Annotated in this window: 21 protein-coding genes; 9 read left to right on the top strand and 12 right to left on the bottom strand. The window is 60.0% G+C overall.

The window, feature by feature from the left end; genetic code table 11:
* The first annotated feature begins 52 nt into the window (after positions 1-52).
* From TM1040_RS18105 to TM1040_RS18080, 6 genes are all read left to right on the top strand, one after another.
* A complete protein-coding gene (locus TM1040_RS18105; protein ID WP_011540046.1) occupies positions 53-1,033 on the top strand; it encodes a tripartite tricarboxylate transporter substrate binding protein in 981 nt (326 codons plus the stop codon).
* A gap of 86 nt (positions 1,034-1,119) precedes the next feature.
* Complete coding sequence (locus tag TM1040_RS18100; protein ID WP_011540045.1) at positions 1,120-1,605, top strand: tripartite tricarboxylate transporter TctB family protein; 486 nt, start codon at positions 1,120-1,122, stop codon at positions 1,603-1,605.
* A gap of 12 nt (positions 1,606-1,617) precedes the next feature.
* Complete coding sequence (locus TM1040_RS18095) at positions 1,618-3,138, top strand: tripartite tricarboxylate transporter permease (protein WP_011540044.1); 1,521 nt, start codon at positions 1,618-1,620, stop codon at positions 3,136-3,138.
* Positions 3,128-4,315, top strand: coding sequence for a CaiB/BaiF CoA transferase family protein (locus TM1040_RS18090; RefSeq protein WP_011540043.1), 1,188 nt, complete (start codon positions 3,128-3,130; stop codon positions 4,313-4,315). The genes TM1040_RS18095 and TM1040_RS18090 overlap by 11 nt, the downstream gene beginning before the upstream one ends.
* Entirely contained in the window at positions 4,312-5,079 is a 768-nt protein-coding gene (locus tag TM1040_RS18085; protein ID WP_011540042.1) for a citryl-CoA lyase, read from the top strand. The genes TM1040_RS18090 and TM1040_RS18085 overlap by 4 nt, the downstream gene beginning before the upstream one ends.
* The gene (locus TM1040_RS18080) at positions 5,066-6,094 is read left to right on the top strand and encodes an AbrB family transcriptional regulator (RefSeq protein ID WP_011540041.1); all 1,029 of its coding nucleotides are present in this window, start codon (positions 5,066-5,068) and stop codon (positions 6,092-6,094) included. Before TM1040_RS18085 ends, TM1040_RS18080 begins: the two co-directional genes overlap by 14 nt.
* A gap of 42 nt (positions 6,095-6,136) precedes the next feature.
* Here the strand turns inward: TM1040_RS18080 and TM1040_RS18075 are convergent, their stop codons facing one another.
* Positions 6,137-6,265 carry an entericidin gene (locus TM1040_RS18075; RefSeq protein ID WP_044026926.1) on the bottom strand — a complete coding sequence of 43 codons (129 nt, stop codon included), beginning with the start codon at positions 6,263-6,265 and terminating at the stop codon, positions 6,137-6,139.
* A gap of 12 nt (positions 6,266-6,277) precedes the next feature.
* Positions 6,278-6,766 (bottom strand): hypothetical protein, encoded by a 489-nt coding sequence (locus TM1040_RS18070; protein ID WP_011540040.1) that lies wholly within the window; start codon positions 6,764-6,766, stop codon positions 6,278-6,280.
* A 213-nt stretch (positions 6,767-6,979) separates the two neighbouring features.
* Between TM1040_RS18070 and TM1040_RS18065 the strand changes: the two genes are divergently transcribed.
* Positions 6,980-7,567, top strand: coding sequence for an exopolysaccharide biosynthesis protein (locus tag TM1040_RS18065; protein ID WP_011540039.1), 588 nt, complete (start codon positions 6,980-6,982; stop codon positions 7,565-7,567).
* A gap of 124 nt (positions 7,568-7,691) precedes the next feature.
* Here TM1040_RS18065 and TM1040_RS18060 read toward each other — a convergent pair whose 3' ends face one another.
* Genes TM1040_RS18060 through TM1040_RS18050 form a run of 3 tightly spaced genes read right to left on the bottom strand, consistent with a single transcriptional unit; the run spans position 7,692 to position 10,294 of the window.
* Positions 7,692-9,533, bottom strand: coding sequence for a sensor histidine kinase (locus tag TM1040_RS18060; RefSeq protein WP_011540038.1), 1,842 nt, complete (start codon positions 9,531-9,533; stop codon positions 7,692-7,694).
* 5 nt (positions 9,534-9,538) lie between these two features.
* Positions 9,539-10,096: an RNA polymerase sigma factor gene (locus TM1040_RS18055; RefSeq protein ID WP_011540037.1), complete on the bottom strand. Its 558-nt coding sequence runs from the start codon at positions 10,094-10,096 to the stop codon at positions 9,539-9,541.
* Positions 10,097-10,294, bottom strand: coding sequence for a NepR family anti-sigma factor (locus TM1040_RS18050; RefSeq protein WP_044026925.1), 198 nt, complete (start codon positions 10,292-10,294; stop codon positions 10,097-10,099).
* A 112-nt stretch (positions 10,295-10,406) separates the two neighbouring features.
* Between TM1040_RS18050 and TM1040_RS18045 the strand changes: the two genes are divergently transcribed.
* Complete coding sequence (locus TM1040_RS18045; protein ID WP_011540036.1) at positions 10,407-11,228, top strand: response regulator; 822 nt, start codon at positions 10,407-10,409, stop codon at positions 11,226-11,228.
* Positions 11,229-11,383: 155 nt separating this feature from the next.
* On the opposite strand, the gene TM1040_RS18040 is transcribed toward TM1040_RS18045, so the two are convergent.
* The 7 genes from TM1040_RS18040 to TM1040_RS18010 all read right to left on the bottom strand — a co-directional run bounded on the left by TM1040_RS18040 (position 11,384) and on the right by TM1040_RS18010 (position 16,359).
* Positions 11,384-11,881, bottom strand: a complete 498-nt coding sequence (locus tag TM1040_RS18040) for a Dps family protein (protein ID WP_011540035.1) — start codon at positions 11,879-11,881, stop codon at positions 11,384-11,386.
* A 54-nt stretch (positions 11,882-11,935) separates the two neighbouring features.
* Positions 11,936-12,097, bottom strand: coding sequence for a DUF1328 domain-containing protein (locus TM1040_RS20105; RefSeq protein ID WP_044026923.1), 162 nt, complete (start codon positions 12,095-12,097; stop codon positions 11,936-11,938).
* Positions 12,098-12,326: 229 nt separating this feature from the next.
* A complete protein-coding gene (locus TM1040_RS18030) occupies positions 12,327-12,815 on the bottom strand; it encodes a GAF domain-containing protein (RefSeq protein WP_011540033.1) in 489 nt (162 codons plus the stop codon).
* 3 nt (positions 12,816-12,818) lie between these two features.
* On the bottom strand, positions 12,819-13,568 hold the full coding sequence (locus tag TM1040_RS18025; RefSeq protein WP_011540032.1) for an ABC transporter ATP-binding protein: 750 nt from the start codon (positions 13,566-13,568) through the stop codon (positions 12,819-12,821).
* Positions 13,565-14,404 (bottom strand): ABC transporter ATP-binding protein, encoded by an 840-nt coding sequence (locus tag TM1040_RS18020; RefSeq protein WP_011540031.1) that lies wholly within the window; start codon positions 14,402-14,404, stop codon positions 13,565-13,567. The genes TM1040_RS18025 and TM1040_RS18020 overlap by 4 nt, the downstream gene beginning before the upstream one ends.
* On the bottom strand, positions 14,401-15,306 hold the full coding sequence (nikC, locus tag TM1040_RS18015) for a nickel transporter permease (RefSeq protein WP_011540030.1): 906 nt from the start codon (positions 15,304-15,306) through the stop codon (positions 14,401-14,403). Before nikC ends, TM1040_RS18020 begins: the two co-directional genes overlap by 4 nt.
* 9 nt (positions 15,307-15,315) lie before the next feature.
* A complete protein-coding gene (locus tag TM1040_RS18010) occupies positions 15,316-16,359 on the bottom strand; it encodes an ABC transporter permease (protein ID WP_044026916.1) in 1,044 nt (347 codons plus the stop codon).
* Between the two features lie 246 nt (positions 16,360-16,605).
* Between TM1040_RS18010 and TM1040_RS18005 the strand changes: the two genes are divergently transcribed.
* Positions 16,606-17,220: a helix-turn-helix domain-containing protein gene (locus TM1040_RS18005; RefSeq protein WP_011540028.1), complete on the top strand. Its 615-nt coding sequence runs from the start codon at positions 16,606-16,608 to the stop codon at positions 17,218-17,220.
* Positions 17,221-17,261: the final 41 nt, after the last annotated feature.

Here is a 17,261-nt window from a genome sequence, read left to right as displayed (position 1 = left end):
TACCATGATTCATGATCGCGCTTTTGCGCGTTTGTCAAATGGGAGGAACATTATGACATCTTTTGCACTGGGTCGTCGCACCCTGATGGCTGCTGCTGCTGCGGCTCTGACTTTCGGCTCTCCGGTGATGGCCGAGCAGGCGCTCGATAAGCTGCACTTTCTGATCCCCGGTGGCGCCGGTGGTGGCTGGGACGGTACCGCCCGTGGCACGGGTGAGGCGCTGACCAAATCCGGTCTTGTGGGCACCGCATCCTATGAAAACATGTCCGGCGGTGGCGGTGGCAAGGCCATCGGGTATCTCATCGAGAACGCCGAGAGCCTTGAAGACACGCTGATGGTGAACTCCACCCCGATCGTGATCCGCTCCCTGACCGGCGTGTTCCCGCACAACTTCCGTGACCTGACGCTGGTTGCGGGCACCATTGGCGACTACGCGGCACTGGTCGTGGCCAAGGACAGCCCGATCAACAACATGGAAGAGTTCCTTGCGGCCTACCGTGAAGATCCGCGCGGCACTGCTGTCGGCGGTGGCTCGGTTCCCGGCGGCATGGATCACCTTGTTGCAGCGATGGTGATGCAGTCTGCGGGCGAAGATCCGACCGCGCTGAAATACATCCCCTATGATGCGGGCGGCAAGGCGATGGCTGCGCTCCTGTCTGGCGAAATCAAGGCGCTCTCCACCGGGTTCTCCGAGGCGATCGCATTGGCCGAAGCCGGCGAAGTGAAAATCCTCGGCGTGACCGCGGATGAGCGCGTCCCGGCCTACGATGCAGCCGCTACTATGAAAGAGCAGGGTCTGGACACGACCTTTGTGAACTGGCGTGGGTTCTTTGGCGCGCCGGGCCTGTCTGAAGACAAGGTTGCCGCCTATCAGGACGTGCTGGCCAAGATGTATGACACCCCCGAGTGGGAAGACGTGCGCGCGCGCAACGGCTGGGTCAACATCCACAACTCCGGCGATGAGTTCAAAGCCTTCCTTGAAGGTCAGGAAAAGGTCATCGGCGACCTGATGAAGCAACTGGGCTTCCTCTAATCTTCGAGCAGTGACCTTAGGTCCGGCGCCACTCCCGGCGCCGGACCCTTTCCCGTACCCCCTCACATCAAAAACAGGAGGAGATCATGGCGCTCGACCGTTGGATCGCGCTGATCATTCTCGGCATCGCTCTGGCCTATGGCTATGCGGCCTTTTTCACCATGGATCAGCTGCTGCCGCCGTTCATGCAGAGAAACCCGATCTGGCCGAGCACCTTCCCCAAGGTTCTGGCCGTTCTGTCAATCATCACCGCTGCCGTGATTGTGCTGGGACTCGAAAAACCCAGTGGCGAGACCAAGACTCCGGACATCGATTACCGCCGTCTTGGGGACTACAACATCGGTCAGGCAGCGCTCTTGCTGGGGCTGATGGTCGCTTATGCGCTTTTGCTGCGCCCGGCAGGGTTCTTGCTGTCCACCTCCGGGTTCCTGATCGTGGGCGCGATGATCCTTGGCGAGCGCAAGCTCTGGGTTTTGGTGCCGGTCGCGGCCCTTGCCACCGGCATCGTCTGGTATCTCGTTGAGGGCGTGCTGGGCATCTTCTTGCGGCCCTTGCCGTTCTTTCTCGGATAATCGGAGGCTCAGATGCTCGAAGGTTTGATGATCGGCCTCTCTACGGCCTTTTCCGTTACAAACATCCTGATGGTGATCGGCGGCTGTCTGATCGGGACATTCATTGGGATGCTGCCGGGGCTTGGCCCCATGTCCATCATTGCAATCATGATCCCCGTTGCGATCACGCTGGGCGATCCTTCTGCCGCGCTGATCTTGTTGGCCGGGGTCTATTATGGTGCGATCTTCGGGGGCTCGACCTCGTCGATCCTGCTCAATGCGCCGGGGGTGGCGGGCACCGTGGCCTCCAGTTTCGATGGCTATCCGATGGCGCGCGCAGGCATGGCCGGCAAGGCGCTGACCATTGCGGCGATCTCGTCCTTCATGGGGGGCACCATCGGTGCGATCCTGTTGATGGTCTTTGCGCCGATGCTGTCGACGGTTGCCCTCCTGTTCCACTCGGCCGAGTATTTCGCGCTGATGGTCGTGGGTCTTTCCGCGATTGCGGCCTTTGCAGGCACCGGCAATGTGGCCAAGGCCCTGATGATGACGCTTCTGGGTTTGATGATGGCCACGGTGGGCGAGGGCGCCTTGTTCAATATGCCGCGCTTCACCATGGGGCTGATGGATCTGCAATCTGGCTTCAGCTTCATCACGCTGGCGATGGCAATGTTTGCCCTGCCTGAAGCAATCTTTCTGGTAATGAACCCCAAACGCGCCGCCCAAGGGGGCGAGAACGGGGGCAAGATCACAGGCTTGCGGATCTCCGGCCAGGAGGCGCGCAAGATCGCGCCCGTGATCGGACGCCAGTCCATCCAGGGCTTCTTTATCGGGGTGCTCCCGGGCGCAGGCGCGACGATTGCGTCCTTCCTCGGGTATGCGGTGGAGCGCAACATTGCCACTGAATCCGAGCAAAAGGAGTTCGGCAAAGGCTCCATCAAGGGGCTGGCCGCGCCAGAGACCGCAAACAATGCAGCCTGTACCGGTTCGTTTGTACCGCTCCTGACGCTGGGTATTCCGGGATCCGGCACCACGGCGATCCTGTTGGGGGCGCTCATCGCACTCAATGTGACGCCGGGGCCGCGGCTAATGGTGGACAGCCCGCATATCTTCTGGGCGGTCATCATCTCGATGTATATCGGCAACCTCGTGCTCTTGGTTCTGAACCTGCCGCTCATCCCCTATATCGCCAAAGTCCTGTCGATCCCGCGCAACTATCTCATTCCGTTCATTCTGTTCTTCACCCTTATGGGATCCTACATCGGGCAGAACAACGCGACAGAGCTGTTAATCCTCGTGGGCTTCGGGATCTGCGCGACAGTGCTGCGGTTTGCGGATTATCCGCTGGCGCCTCTGCTCATCGGCTTCATTCTGGGGCGGATGCTGGAGGATAATTTTGCCCGCTCGATGCAGATCTATGACGGGGTGTCCTTCATTCTGGACCGTCCGATGACGCTAGGTCTGCTGGTGCTCGCCATCCTGTTGGTGATCGTGCCGAGCTATCGGGCCCGCCGTGCCCGCGCCCGTGCTGCCGGGGTGGCTGATGGGGATTAAACCGCTCTCGGGTGTTCGGGTCCTCGACCTGACCAATGTGCTAGCAGGGCCGTATTGCTGTTATCAGCTGGCCCTGTTGGGGGCAGAAGTCATCAAGGTCGAGCGCCCCGGCACCGGCGATCTTGCTCGCCAACTGGGTGCCGACCCGGAGCGGAATAAATCCCTGATGGGGGTCAGTTTTCTGGCGCAGAACGCGCAGAAGAAATCCGTGACCCTCGACATGAAACATGAAACTGGCAAGGCGCTTCTCAAGCGTCTTGTCCGCAGCTCTGATGTCCTAGTCGAGAATTTTCGCCCGGGAGTCATGGACCGGCTGGGGCTCGGTTATGAGGTCCTCAAGGCGGAAAATCCAAACCTCATCTACTGCGCCATTAGCGGCTTTGGCCAAGATGGCCCGTGGAAGAACAACCCCGCCTATGACCAGATCGTGCAGGGCATCAGCGGCGTGATGTCGATCACCGGCGATGGCGAAAGCGCACCATTGCGTGTGGGGTATCCGCTTGCCGATACCGTGGGCGGCATGACGGCCGCGTTTGCAATCTCGGCAGCGCTCAACGATCCGGAGCGCGGCGCGTTTCTGGATATCTCCATGACGGAGGCGGTGATTTCCACCATGGGATGGGTGGTCTCCAACCACCTGATCGCGGGGCAGACGCCGGGCGCGCATGGCAATGAGAACACAACTTCTGCGCCCTCGGGTACCTTTGCCTGTGCGGATGGTCCGATCAATGTGGCCGCAAACCGGGATGAGCAATGGCAATCCATGGCGCGCCATCTCGGACGCGCGGATCTGCTCGACCACCCGGATTATGCAACCCGTGAGGATCGAAAACGCAACCGGCACATGCTGCGCGCGGAACTCGAATGCGTGCTGCGGACCCGGCCTGCCGCCAACTGGGTGGCCGAACTCAACGCGCTGGGCGTGCCCTCGGGGCCGGTGCTGACGGTGCCGCAAATTCTCGAAGAGCCTCAGATCAAGGATCGTGGCCTGATTGCTGAGGTCGAGACCGAAGGCGCGCCGCTGTCGCTTGCGGGCGCGCCCGTGCGGTTTGGCACCCATCGCCCGGTCCCGGATCAGGCGCCACCCGTGCTTGGTGCCGACAATACCAGCATCTGGCAGGACCTCGGCCTCAGCGCAGAAGAGATCGAAACCTTGCGACAGGAGCGCGTGATATGAGCGATGTGAGTGATTGGTGGCGCACGTCGATCATCGACATGGAACCGGGCCGTATCGAGCTTCGGGGTCACCCAATTCAGGATCTCATTGGCAACGTCAGCTTTGCCGAGATGATCTGGCTAATGGTGCGTGGGGACCGACCCACGGCGCCGCAGTCGCGTTTGTTCGAGGCCGCCTTGGTCTCGGCCGTGGATCATGGCCCGCAAGCCCCCTCGATTGCCGCGGCGCGGATGGCCGTGACCTGCGGCTTGCCCCTGAACAATGCGATGGCGACGGCGGTGAATATGCTTGGCGACGTGCACGGCGGGGCCGGGCAGCAGGCGGTGGAGCTGTATCACCACGTTGACGCCCACGGCGGGGATCTGGCAACGGCGCTTGATGATTGGCGCGCAGAGCACGGCAAGATCATCCCAGGCTTTGGTCATCGGTTTCACAAACCGACCGACCCCCGTGCGCCGCGCCTGATGGCGCTGGTGTCCGAAATCGCCGAAACGGGGGCTGTCTCGGGACGGTTTCTGCGCATTGCCGAAGCCATCGAGGCGCATATCTCGGCAGAAAAAGGAACTGCCCTGCCAATGAACATCGATGGGGCAACGGCTGTGATCTACGCGGAGCTTGGCTTTGCCCCGCCTCTGGCGCGGGGGCTGTTTTGCCTGTCGCGTTCGGTGGGCATTCTGTCCCACGCATGGGAGCAGCAGCAACAGGGCGGGCGCAACAAGGGACCGACCCCGCCCAAATACAGATGGACGTATGACCCTAACTGACGTGTTTGGCCTTGTGGGCGCGCTTGGCGTTGCCGTGCTTGGCACATTGATTTTTGAAGCGATTGGATTTCCCTCGGCCCCCCTGACCGGTTCAGCGGCAGCGGTGTCTCTGGCTGCACTGTTTGGTTTGCCGATCCGGATGCCCGTGTGGCTCAGGACCACGGCCTTTGTGCTCTTGGGGATCAATATCGGCAGCAGCGTGACGCGTGAAATGCTGGCCTCGGCGCTGGCATGGCCCGTGACCATTGCGATCCTTGCAGTGAGCCTCTTTGTGTCTTTGCAGATCAGCCGCATCGGTCTTGAGCGCTGGATGCGGTTCAGTCCGCGTGATGCGGCTCTGGCGGCTGCGCCGGGGCATCTGAGCTATGTGCTGGCGCTGTCGCTCAGTGACGGAGGGCAGACCTCTCGGATTGCGGTGGTCCAGAGCATCCGGGTGCTGTTTCTCACCCTTTGTGTGCCGGTGCTGGTCTCGTTGGTGTTTGGCGCAACGGGTGTGGAGCTCATGCCCGAATATGTGCTCTCAAACTGGCATCTGGCGGCTTTGGTGGGGGTCACTTTGGTGGTGGGCGCAGTGTTTGATCGATTGAACATTCCCGCCGCCTATTTGCTGGCGGGCATCTTTTGCAGCGCCGCCGGACATATCTTTGCGGTGACACCGGGGCGACCTCCGGAAGCTGCAACCATTCTGGCGTTTCTGGTGATGGGGACGCTGATTGGCTCGCGCTTTGTGGGACAGAGGCTTGCAGATTTGAAGGTCGATTTTGCCGCGGGGCTTTGGGTGACGGGCATCAATGTCACGGTCACGCTGATCGCGATTGGTGTGGCCATGCAGGTCATGGGCCTGTCTCCGGCCCTGCTGATCGTGGCGTTTGCCCCCGGCGGGGTAGAGGCCATGGCCGCCATCGCGGTCACCCTCGGGCTTGATCCAGCCTTTGTGGCCGCCCATCACGTAATGCGGCTGATGATCCTGACCGTTCTGATGCCGCTGGCATTGCGCCGCGCGAAGGCGGGGTAAAAAATCCCCGGCGCAGCGGGCGCCGGGGATTGTGCAAAGAGGTTATTGAGCCTCCTGCGCCTCTTGTTCGATTTCAGCCCCGAGGGTGGACACATCGCGGCCCAGACCCTCCGCTGTTTCGCAGGCTGCCAACCCCAGGATGGCAAGCAAAGACAGGTATCGCATACGCATGATGTCCCTCCGTTATTTCAGTTTCTCGGCCACATGGGCGGCAAAAGCGTCAACCATCGCGGTGTAGAAGACCTCGCTGCCCACATTGAGCGCGCTCACATCAGTGCCTTGGGGATAGTGGACGTGCGCCTGCTCGGCGCGCACCGTCAAGCTGTAACGCTGATCGTACTGGCTGCCCGGCAGATCCACAGAGACGTCCCCCTCAAGAACTGAGTTGGCAAGGCCCATTTCGGTCTCAAGGCTGGAGGCCAGCGCCAGCGTGTCGATCTCAATGTCGATATCGGCGGCGTCTTCAGCACCCTCAGAAGCGATCTGATCCACCAATTGCGCAGCCAACGCTCTCTCCAGATCAGTCTCGAGCGCGCCCCAGACCGACACGGCGTCCCGGTTTTCAAGTGCGCTTACATCGGCGGTGACATCAATGTCCTGCACCATCGTTGATGCGCCTGCGGCGGTTGCCATGGTTGCGACAAGGGCAGTGGTTCGGATCAGATGTTTCATCTTTTCACTCCTTCTTCCGGTGGTCGTATCCCCGAGGGATCTGCCGCAAGAACACGCAGCAGTGATGAAATGTTCCTGATTTTTATAGAAAATTTCGCAGCAGTGTTGTTCCGCCTCCGTTTGAGCCGCTGACATAGCCGCGAGGCAGGAGGGAACTTTTTTGCTGTCGCCACGTTTTATCTCCGAGACGGAAGTTACGAGAAAACGGATGCGATGACCCAGACCAGCCACCCAGTCGAAGACGTCCTGGACCAGACCGACGCCCTCTTGCGCGAGGGGGCGGACGGGTTGCGGGTGTCGGACCTCATGGATGAGTTGGGGGTCAAATCGATTGCTGCGGTGCTCTTGGCTCCGTCGCTCGCATTGGTCTCGCCGCTCAGTGGCATTCCGCTGTTTTCCTCTGCGTGCGGCGTCACGATTGCGCTGATCTCGGTACAGATGCTGATGGGGCGCAACCACCTGTGGATGCCCGAGGTGCTGTCGAAACGGTCGTTGCCAGCGGACAAGACACAATATGCCATTCGCGCGCTGCGCGCATTTGCAGCATGGCTCGATCGTCGGTTCAAACGCCGGTTGACGTCCTTGCTGACGCCGCCGTTCTTGCGGGTGATACAGGGCATCTGCCTGCTCTGCGGTCTGATTATGCCCTTTCTCGAAATCGTGCCGTTTACCTCGTCGATTTTGGGGGGCGTGGTCGCTCTGCTGGCTTTGTCAATGTTGATCGGGGACGGGCTGATCGCGCTGGTGACGGTCGCGGGACTGGGGCTGGCACTTGGCGGGGCCGCCCTACACCTGCTCTGACGGGTGCGGCGCACCCGAAGCCCAGACCAGAGTCCACACGCGCCAAGACGCCCGCCCCAGCCGGGGCAGGACCGATCTTGGCAAATCAGCGATGATCGCGCGCGACCAAGGTGCGAGACAGCTGTCAGTCCTCGTCCTCAATGCCGGTCTTGCCCGTATCTTCGGAGTCAAACGGCAAGGTGTCGAAGGTCACGCTGATGGCGTAGCTGTCTTCACCCTCGGTGATCTCGGGGCTGCATTCGAGCTGGCGTGCAAAGCCTCGGATCAATTGGCTGCCAAGCCCCGTGCCCTCATCTTCGAAATCGGTCTCATCATTGGTGGAATTGGAGATCATCAGGCAGACCCGTCCGTCCTCGATTGTCGTCAGAGACACGCGGACCCATCGATTTCCGGCCTTGTCGACGCCGAGATATTTCAACGCATTGGTTGCAGCCTCCACCGTCAAGAGCGCCAGAGGAACCGCCTGATCCGGATAGAGCACCACAGGGTCCAAGGTGATGTCGATCTTGGGCACCGGTGCGGTGGTAGGTGCCAGCTCCGTCAGCGGGCGCACCACATCGCGCAGAAGATCGTTGGCTTGGACCTGACCGAGTTCCGATGCCTGATAGAGCGTCTGATGCACCGTCGCCATGCTTGTGACACGCTGGTTCACGGTCTTGAGCGCCGCCGCTGTCACCTGATTGCGCGTGCGGCGCATCTGCATCGAGATGATGGAAGAGATCAGCTGAAGATTGTTTTTGACCCGGTGGTGCAACTCCTTCAGCAGCACATCCTTGTCGTGCATCGCGTCAAACAGATGCGCTTCATCATGAAGCAGTTTTTCGGCCACATAGGTAAACTGGTTCTGGATCACTTCCAATTCATGCGGCATCAACCCGTTGGTCTGCACATCGGGCAGTACACGGGAACTTGCAAATTGGCGCATCTGCAATCCGATCACGCGCAGGTGCCGCACAACCTGATGATCCAGCGCCACATAGATCAGCACCAGGCTGACGAGCCACATCAGGATGGGAAAGAGCGCAGGTGTCAAAAAAAGATAGCGCAGCGCGCTGGTCTCTTGCGCCAGGCTGATCCCTTCGGGATCCCAGCTGCCGATCACATAAAAGGTATCGCTGAGGATCGGAACAATCGAGAACAGCCTGACCTCGCCCGCTGCGTTTTTGGCTTCGATCTGGCCGTCATGTATCGAGATCAGCTCTGAGAGAGTCAGATCAATCGGGAGCCGCTCTAGGGCTGTTTCGCGCGCACCGGATGCGCTCAGGATCTCTCCCTCTGCGCTGACGGTGACAAGATCCAGAGGGCGATCCCCAAGCTTGGTCTGGAACTGTTGGTCGATGCGATCATGTGGAACATGAATGATCTGGTTGCCGAGAAATACGCCCGTGCTGGCAAAAACGGGTTCGGATATGATCAGCACCGCAGAGCCAGCCACGGGCCCATAAGAATTCACCCGTATTTCGCGCTTTGGACGGCGCATCCAATCTGGAAAATCGGGGTTTTCGGAGTAGTCGATTGTTCCGCCGCTTGACGCGCAGGCCATAACCCCGTCCTGGGGCAGGAACCCTGCAAAGCTGTAGCGCGCATCGGTGGTGGAGATGAAGCGCCGCATCAAAGAGCTGCATCGCGACAGGTCATGTGCGATTTCGGGCACCGAAAGCGTCAGGGTTTCTGCCGATGCGAAGGCGGATTTAATGATCTCGCGCTCTTCTTGTGCAAATTCCGCAGTGAGCGCCTGAAGGCTGAGGTTGTTGGAGGTGTTGACCTCTTTTTGCAGCCGGACGGTTTGATCAACCGCGATCAGACCCAGTGGCACCATGGCAATCGAAAGCATGACCGCAAGGCGCAGGGACAGGCTGCGTGTCCAGCCTGCCGCGCGGTTCTGCGCGGTCGGATCTTCAGAGAGCGAGGTTTCGTGCGTGCGGGCGTCCCCGCCCTTCAAGAGGGCGAGAGACGGGAAGTTCATTCGGTTCACGCGGCAGTCCCATTGTTGGCTGCAACAACCGCGTGGGTGGCAGCATCGGTCAGTTCCAACTGCTCATTCGCATCCAACTGCATCTTGGCTGCAAGCGCCTCACGGCCCCGGTTGAGACGGCTTTTGACGGTGCCCACCTTGACGCCACAGACCTCGGCGGCCTCTTCGTAGGAATATTGCAGCACTCCGATCAGAGTCAGGATTTCGCGCTGTTCCACGGGCAATTCACCCAAGGCGCGCCGGAACTCTTCCAGTTGCAGACGTCCGTCATGAGCGGGTTTGACCGAAAGGCTCTCGGTGATGCTGCCGGTGGAATCCTCCACCTCTCTTACTGCCTTGCGGCGGCCTGAGTAAAAGGTGTTGCGCAGGATGGTGAAGAGCCAGGCGCGCATGTTGGTGCCTTCCTGAAACTTGTCGAGGTTGCTCCACGCTTTGAGAACCGTGTCCTGTACAAGATCATCCGCCGCCGCATCATTGCGGGTCAGGCTCATGGCGAAGGCGCGCAGCACCTTCATATGGCTGGTCAATTCAGCCTTGGCGCTTTGTCTGTCCATTTAATCGGCCTCCTCGCCAGAAGACGCGGACGCATCTGGGGCGCCCTGCGACCCCTCTGCGACAGGGATCTTGTCCAATCGGTCAAGTAGGTCCATCAGATGCGGTGGCAAATCCGCATTCGCATCTTCGTCGAAAACCCGCTTGAGGTTCTCGTCGATCAGCGTGTCCCACGGCTGCTGTGAAAATTTGTTGGCCATTCGTCTCTCCCGCAACACCTATGACTCTCGCGCGCAAAAAAATGCATTTCCATGGAACAAACGCGCGGGACATGCGTTTGTTCCGAGAAATATTGGTGACAGGAGAAAAAAATTGTCGACCTCTACCACAGGCCAGGCTCTGACACTGTCGGACGTGATTACTCCGCATCTGCCTTATCTGCGCCGTTATGCGCGCGCGCTCACCGGGGCGCAGCAATCCGGTGATGCCTATGCGGCCTCGACTCTCGAAGCGATCCTTGCCGATCCGTCTTGTTTTGATGCGCAGAGCGCAGGCGGCAAGGTGGCATTGTTCAAAGTGTTTCACACTCTCTGGAGCAGCTCTGGTCAGCCGGTGCTGGAGGCCGATGAAGGCCCCCGTGCGCGGGCGCTGCAGCATCTGTCCTCGCTGACGGCAAACACCCGAGAGGCACTCTTGCTCAATACTGTCGAAGCCTTCTCTGTTGGCGAAGTGGCTCTTATCATGGATCTGTCTGAGAGCGAGGCTGCAGGATTGATCCAGCTGGCCCGCGACGAGATGCAGCAATCCGTGAGCGGCAAGATCATGATCATCGAAGACGAGGCCATCATCGCCATGGACCTCGAAGGCATCTGTTCCATGATGGGCCACGAGGTCACTGGGATTGCGCGCACGCGCAAGGCTGCGGTGAAACTGGGGCTCGAGGAAAAGCCCGACCTGATCCTTGCCGATATTCAGCTTGCCGACAATTCAAGCGGCATCGATGCGGTGGCGGATCTTCTGGAGGAGCTGGGCGACGTTCCGGTGATCTTTATCACCGCCTTCCCGGAGCGTCTGCTGACCGGTGAACGTCACGAGCCCGCCTTTATGATCGCAAAGCCTTATGTGCCCGACCAGGTGATCTCTGCGATCAGTCAGGCGATGTTCTTTGCCTCGACCGATACGCTCACCAGTTAAGGGAAAGCGCGCAACAAGCCCCGGACAAGGATTGGTCCGGGGCTTTTTCTATGGAACTGACCGCCATATGCGGCGCTTTCAGAATCCACATTTCAAAATAGCCGCGCCCCACACACCAGAGGGCGTGTGGGGCGCGGATTTGGATCACTGCTGGCTTACGAGGCAGACAAAGCCCGCAGCATCCAAGCTGCTTTTTCGTGAAACGCTGCGCGTTCCGTTGCAAGGTCACCGGTCACCATATCCTTGCGCTCTTCGGCAAGTTCGACGAGCGCATGCAGGCGGTGCGCCAGTTTCATATGGTCTTGTTCCAGATCCTTGCACATCTCGCCTGCGCTGGGCATCTGACCGAGGTCGTCGACAATGCTGTCGGACAAAACACCGTTGATCTTGCCCGGCGTGAGATGTCCGAGGGCGCGGATGCGCTCTGCCAGCTCGTCGGCGGCGGCGAACATGTTCTGGTACTGCTCCTCGGTGAGGTTGTGCAGTGAGAAGAACAGTGGCCCCTCCACATTCCAGTGGTAGATATGAGACTTGAGCGTGAGGCGGTAGGTGTCCGCCAGAACGTCACTCAGGCCTTCAGCGATCGCTTTGGTGTCGCGCACGCCGGTTTCGACGGGGGCCAACTGCGGTTTAACATTCAATGCGTTTGACATGGTATCTCCTTTCCAAAGGGAGGTTGTGTGATGTGGTTGCTGTGACTGTGGCTGTTAGCCACGCACCGCGCGCAATATCAGCGCGACGACAAACATCACGAGGAAGATGAAAAACAGGATCTGCGCGATCCCAGCCGAGGCGCTGGCGATGCCGCCAAAGCCAAAGACGGCTGCAATCAGCGCGATCACGAGAAATGCCAGTGCCCAACTAAGCATCGGGTGTCTCCTTTGCCGTGTTTTAGTGCCCACCCTCTGTGGGCTTCGGGGAGACAACGGCGGGAGACGGGTTTTGTTCCCCGGAATTTCAGGCCCGCACCAGGAACGGCATGCGCCCTGTGTGAAAATATAAGGTTCTTCAGGGCCTTAATTCAAGGACTGCGGGCAAGGAAGACTGTCACAATAGAAGCGTGTCCCGGCACCTTGTCCGGGATACGCGGGTGTCTTTTCAGGCGGCGAGCGCAAGCACGGCCATTGCTGGAAGGGTCAGGACCTCTTGTGCCAGTGCGACGCGCTCGGGGGTGTAATAGCCCTCTTCGTGCAGGATGTTGATCGTGGCCACCATCTTGCCGCCAAGGATCACCGGCAGGTTTATGACCGACCCGCAGCCGAGCTTGCCGATCAGCTCCGCATCGGGAAAGACGGTGTCGATGTCGGCCAATGTGTTGGACACAAAGGTCTCGTGACGGCCATGAACCTGCTCGAACCAGCGGTTCATCTCGATTTCTTTGGTCCCGGTCGTCGGATAGTTCTCCGCGTCATCTGTATAGACCCGCCGTGCAAGCATGGCGTCCATATCGGCGGTCATTACCGTAAACAGCTTTGCGCCCACGGTGGCCTTGGTCAGCGCACAAAGCGCATCATAGGCCTGATCTTGGGTGGTGGCGTCCGACAGCGCTTTTTCAAAACTCAGGCGCGCTGTGTGAGTGTCCGTCATGTCTTAGTCCTTGCGGTCTGGATTGCCGCCAGATGCGGCGTAAAGGGATTGCGTATAGGGGTCGGTGAAACTGCCATCGTGGAGCGCGGTTGCGGGCGCGATCTCGACGATGCGGCCCTTGTTCATCACAGCCATGCGGTCGCACATGAAGCTCACGACAGGCAGGTTGTGGGTGACCATCAGATAGGTCAGCCCCTGCTCGCGGCGTAGTTTTTTCAAAAGGTTCAGGATTTCCGCCTGTACCGAGACATCCAGCGCTGATGTGGGCTCATCAAGGAGCATTACCTTGGGCTCGAGCATCAGGGCGCGCGCAATGGCGACCCGCTGGCGTTGCCCGCCCGAAAGCTGATGAGGGTAGCGAAAGCGGAACCGCTGGTCGAGGCCCACGGCGGCGAGCATCTCGATCACGCGGGTATCACGATTGCCCAGCCCATGGATCTTGAGTGGCTCGCTCAGCACCGTGTCCACGGATTTGCGCGGATGTAGTGACCCGTAAGGGTCTTGAAACACCATCTGACAGCGGGTGGCAAAACCTTGATCCACAGCGCGACCGCGGGGCTGTCCCAGCACCGAAATCTCGCCACTCCAGTCGGGCGCGAGGCCTGCGATGGCCTTCAGGATCGTGGACTTGCCAGAGCCGCTTTCACCGACCAGAGCAAAGCTTTCACCCTCGGCGACCTCGATATTCACGCCCTCAACCACCTTGGTGTGGCCATAGGAGATATCGAGGTTTTTCAAAATGATCGCGCTCATGTGCCGCTCCATGCGCTGCGGTCGAGGACGGGGAGTTCCTCGCGCGTTTCTTCTATCCGAGGCACCGCCGCCAGCAGGCCTTGGGTATAGGGATGCGTCGCTTTGTGCAGGTCCTCTGCAGCGCAGCTTTCGACCACTTCGCCCGCGTGCATCACGAGGATGCGGTCGCAATAGCGCGCCACCAGATTGAGGTCATGCGAGATCAGGATCAGCCCCATGCCCTTGTCGCGCACCAGCTCGTCGATGAGGTCCAGAACCTGCGCCTGCACCGAGACATCCAGCGCCGAGGTCGGCTCATCCGCGATCAGCAGATCCGGGCGCGGGATCAGCATCATGGCGATCATGATGCGCTGGCCCATACCACCCGAGACCTCATGCGGGTAGAGGTTCACCACCCGTTCGGGATCGTTGATGCGCACGGAATGCAGCATCTCCAGCACGCGAGATTTGACCTCGCTGCGGGCCAGGCTTTCGTGGGTCTTGAGCGCCTCGGCGATCTGTGCGCCGATGGTCATCACTGGATTGAGCGAGAATTTCGGGTCCTGCATGATCATCGAGATCCGCGCGCCACGCAGGTCTCGCATCTTGCCTTCCGATAGCTTTTGCAGGTCGATGCCGTCAAAGATCATGCGATCAGCCCGCTGGCGTCCCGGCTTTCGCACCAAGCGCAGGATCGCGCGGCCGGTCATGGATTTGCCCGACCCGCTTTCGCCGACGATGCCGAGCCGTTCGCGGCCCAAGGTGAAGGACAGGCCTTTGACCACCTCGACGCGCCCTTGCGGCGTGGGGAAGCTCACGCGCAGGTTTTCCAGTTCCAAAAGTGGCATATCGCTCATGATTTGCCTCCCTGTTTGGGGTCCAGCACATCGCGCAGGCCGTCACCGAGGAAACAGAAACCGAGCGAGACGATGATGATGGCAAAGCCGGGCATGGTGGCGACCCACCACTGATCGAGGATAAAGGCCCGACCGCGCGAGATCATCGCACCCCATTCGGGCAGCGGCGGCTGTGCGCCAAGCCCCAGAAAGCCCAAACCGGCTGCGGTCAGGATGATCCCCGCCATATCCAGCGTCACCCGCACGATCATCGACGAGGTACACAGCGGCAGCACATGGCGTGTGATGATCCGCGTGTGCGACGCCCCCAGCAAACGCATGGCCGAGATGAATTCCGAGTTGCGGAAGGTCAGTGTCTCGGCGCGCGCGATCCGGGCATAGGCGGGCCAGGATGTGATGGCGATGGCGATAATCGCGTTCTCAATCCCCGGCCCGAGTGCTGCGACAAAGGCAAGCGCGAGGATCAGCTTGGGCATCGACAGGAACACATCCGTCACGCCCATGATGATCTTGTCCGTCCAGCCGCCGAAATAGCCGGACACCGCTCCGATGAGCAGCCCAAGCGGGGCCGAGATTACTGCCACCAGTGCCACGATCAGCAAGGTGATGCGTGCGCCATAGATGACGCGGCTAAAAATGTCGCGGCCCAGCTCATCGGTGCCCATCCAATGCTCTGCCGAAGGCGGCAGCAGGCGCTGACCGAGGTTTTGGCCCAGCGGACTATGCGGTGCGATCCACGGCGCAAAGATGGCCGCCAGGATCAGCACCAGCAGAATCACGGCGCCCACCACGGCAAGAGGATTGCGCATCAGCATCCGTGTCACACGGTAGCTGTGACCCAAGGAGGCCTGCAGGCGGGAGCTGGGGGAGTCGTCGAGCAGCCAGTTTGTCATCGTTGTCATGGCACCCTCCTATCGGCTGCGCGGGTCGAGAATGCGGTAGAGCACATCCGACAGCTTGTTGATGAGAATGAAGACCGACCCGATCACTAAGGTTGCGCCAAGGACGGCATTCATATCGGCGTTGAGCAGTGCCACGGTCAGATAGTTGCCGATGCCTGGCCAGCTAAAGACCGTCTCGATCATCACCGAGCCTTCGAGCAAGGCGGCATAAGAGAGGCCGATCACCGTGATCAGTGGCACCCGGATCGGACGAAAGCCGTGGGTCCAGATCACCCGCCATTCCGACACGCCTTTGACGCGGGCGGTGGTGATATATTCCTGCCCGAGCTGATCCAGCATGAAGCTGCGGGTCATGCGCGCGATATAGGCCAGCGAGAAGAACCCAAGGATGGTGGCAGGCAGGATCAGGTGGTCGAGCGCGCTCCAGAACACCTCCCAGTCGCCCACGATCAGGGAATCAACCAGCAAGAGGCCTGTGCGCGGTTCCACCAGCCCCTCGTAGAAAATGTCGACACGCCCTGGACCGCCGACCCAGCCAAGGCCCGCGTAAAATACGACCAGCCCCACAAGACCAAGCCAGAAGGCAGGAACAGAGTAACCCAGCAGTGCAAAGACGCGGATCAACTGATCCACCCATGTGCCTTGCCTTGCAGCGGCCCAGACACCCAGCGGAACGCCCATGCCGACGCCGATGATGATCCCAAGTGTCGCCATCTCGAGCGTCGCGGGGAAGACACGGGCCAGATCCTCTGCGACGGGGCGGTTGGTGGAAACGGAATGGCCAAGGTCGCCCTGAAACACATCGCCCACATAGGTGATGAACTGTACCACCAGTGGCTGATCCAACCCCATGGCGATGCGGGCGGCGTCGTATTGTTCTTGCGTGGCGCGATCTCCGACCACGGCCAGAACCGGGTCAATCGGGATCACGCGGCCGATGAAGAAAGTGATCGCCATCAATCCGACAAAAGTCAGGAAAGTGACGATGACAAAGCCGCCAAAAGCGCTGGCGGTCTTTCTCAGCCCGGCGTGTGAAGGCGCGGCTGTGCTCAAGGGTCTTGTCCCCTTTTTCCTCTCAAATCCCCGGCGCGCCGGAGATCTGGCATTATGAAAACTCTGCGTCAAAGCGGCGTCGGACGCGGTGGTTGGTGTCTCAGGCATAAAACAATTTTCGAAATGTGCAAAAAAATTTTTGCCTGACAAAAATTTTTTTTGTAGCCTGCACGAAGAACATCCAGCCGGGTGACCCGAACTGGTGCCAGTGGCGCAGCGGGTCCGCCCCTTATGTGAAGAGTGACCATGCAGCGTGAGAAGCCATCAACAGAGCCCAATGTCGGTCCCGCGATCCGCAAGCGTCGCAAGCAGCTGAAGCTGACCTTGCAGGCGCTCTCGGATCGGTCCGGTGTTTCGGTCGGCTATCTGAGTCAGGTGGAGCGCGACAATGCGACCCCCTCGCTTGGGACATTGGCGCAGATTTCTGCGGCGCTGGATGTGGGGCTGGATTACTTCATCTCGGCCTCCAAACCCTCGGATGGGCTGACACGGTCCGGTAGCCGCCCGCTCTTTGCCCTAGATGATTCCTCGCTGCGCTACGAGGCACTGGGCGCGGATTTTCCGGGGTCCGAGATGTCCGCTTACATCCTGCACATTCCGCCCGGTTATGTGTCTGAAACGGTACATCACGAAGGGGAGGAGATCATCTTTATCCTCGAGGGTGAAATCCAGCAGACCCTTGGCGGGCAGACCTTTTCCATGATGCCGGGCGACAGTCTGCATTACAGCGGCGACACCCCCCATGCCTGGAGCAATCCGACCGATCAGAACGCCCGAATCCTCTGGACCGGGACTCTGACCGTTCTCAACCGCAAAGGCGCCATCGAGCTTCCGGAGCTGTCCCACAAGCAGAGCACGTAAGCCGCGACAGCCCAATTGACGTTTTTTCCAACAAGGAGACC

It is taken from the genome of Ruegeria sp. TM1040 (genome assembly GCF_000014065.1).
Taxonomy (GTDB): domain Bacteria; phylum Pseudomonadota; class Alphaproteobacteria; order Rhodobacterales; family Rhodobacteraceae; genus Epibacterium.
Note: the sequence above shows the minus strand (reverse complement) of the source record. Positions and strands in the feature narration are given on the sequence as shown.

What these genes read in the sequence shown, in the direction of transcription:
- TM1040_RS18105 (WP_011540046.1), top strand. Translation starts at nt 53, where the DNA reads ATGACATCTTTTGCACTGGGTCGTCGCACCCTGATGGCTGCTGCTGCT.
- TM1040_RS18100 (WP_011540045.1), top strand. Translation starts at nt 1,120, where the DNA reads ATGGCGCTCGACCGTTGGATCGCGCTGATCATTCTCGGCATCGCTCTG.
- TM1040_RS18095 (WP_011540044.1), top strand. Translation starts at nt 1,618, where the DNA reads ATGCTCGAAGGTTTGATGATCGGCCTCTCTACGGCCTTTTCCGTTACA.
- TM1040_RS18090 (WP_011540043.1), top strand. Translation starts at nt 3,128, where the DNA reads ATGGGGATTAAACCGCTCTCGGGTGTTCGGGTCCTCGACCTGACCAAT.
- TM1040_RS18085 (WP_011540042.1), top strand. Translation starts at nt 4,312, where the DNA reads ATGAGCGATGTGAGTGATTGGTGGCGCACGTCGATCATCGACATGGAA.
- TM1040_RS18080 (WP_011540041.1), top strand. Translation starts at nt 5,066, where the DNA reads ATGACCCTAACTGACGTGTTTGGCCTTGTGGGCGCGCTTGGCGTTGCC.
- TM1040_RS18075 (WP_044026926.1), bottom strand. Translation starts at nt 6,265, where the DNA reads ATGCGTATGCGATACCTGTCTTTGCTTGCCATCCTGGGGTTGGCAGCC.
- TM1040_RS18070 (WP_011540040.1), bottom strand. Translation starts at nt 6,766, where the DNA reads ATGAAACATCTGATCCGAACCACTGCCCTTGTCGCAACCATGGCAACC.
- TM1040_RS18065 (WP_011540039.1), top strand. Translation starts at nt 6,980, where the DNA reads ATGACCCAGACCAGCCACCCAGTCGAAGACGTCCTGGACCAGACCGAC.
- TM1040_RS18060 (WP_011540038.1), bottom strand. Translation starts at nt 9,533, where the DNA reads ATGAACTTCCCGTCTCTCGCCCTCTTGAAGGGCGGGGACGCCCGCACG.
- TM1040_RS18055 (WP_011540037.1), bottom strand. Translation starts at nt 10,096, where the DNA reads ATGGACAGACAAAGCGCCAAGGCTGAATTGACCAGCCATATGAAGGTG.
- TM1040_RS18050 (WP_044026925.1), bottom strand. Translation starts at nt 10,294, where the DNA reads ATGGCCAACAAATTTTCACAGCAGCCGTGGGACACGCTGATCGACGAG.
- TM1040_RS18040 (WP_011540035.1), bottom strand. Translation starts at nt 11,881, where the DNA reads ATGTCAAACGCATTGAATGTTAAACCGCAGTTGGCCCCCGTCGAAACC.
- TM1040_RS20105 (WP_044026923.1), bottom strand. Translation starts at nt 12,097, where the DNA reads ATGCTTAGTTGGGCACTGGCATTTCTCGTGATCGCGCTGATTGCAGCC.
- TM1040_RS18030 (WP_011540033.1), bottom strand. Translation starts at nt 12,815, where the DNA reads ATGACGGACACTCACACAGCGCGCCTGAGTTTTGAAAAAGCGCTGTCG.
- TM1040_RS18025 (WP_011540032.1), bottom strand. Translation starts at nt 13,568, where the DNA reads ATGAGCGCGATCATTTTGAAAAACCTCGATATCTCCTATGGCCACACC.
- TM1040_RS18020 (WP_011540031.1), bottom strand. Translation starts at nt 14,404, where the DNA reads ATGAGCGATATGCCACTTTTGGAACTGGAAAACCTGCGCGTGAGCTTC.
- nikC (WP_011540030.1), bottom strand. Translation starts at nt 15,306, where the DNA reads ATGACAACGATGACAAACTGGCTGCTCGACGACTCCCCCAGCTCCCGC.
- TM1040_RS18005 (WP_011540028.1), top strand. Translation starts at nt 16,606, where the DNA reads ATGCAGCGTGAGAAGCCATCAACAGAGCCCAATGTCGGTCCCGCGATC.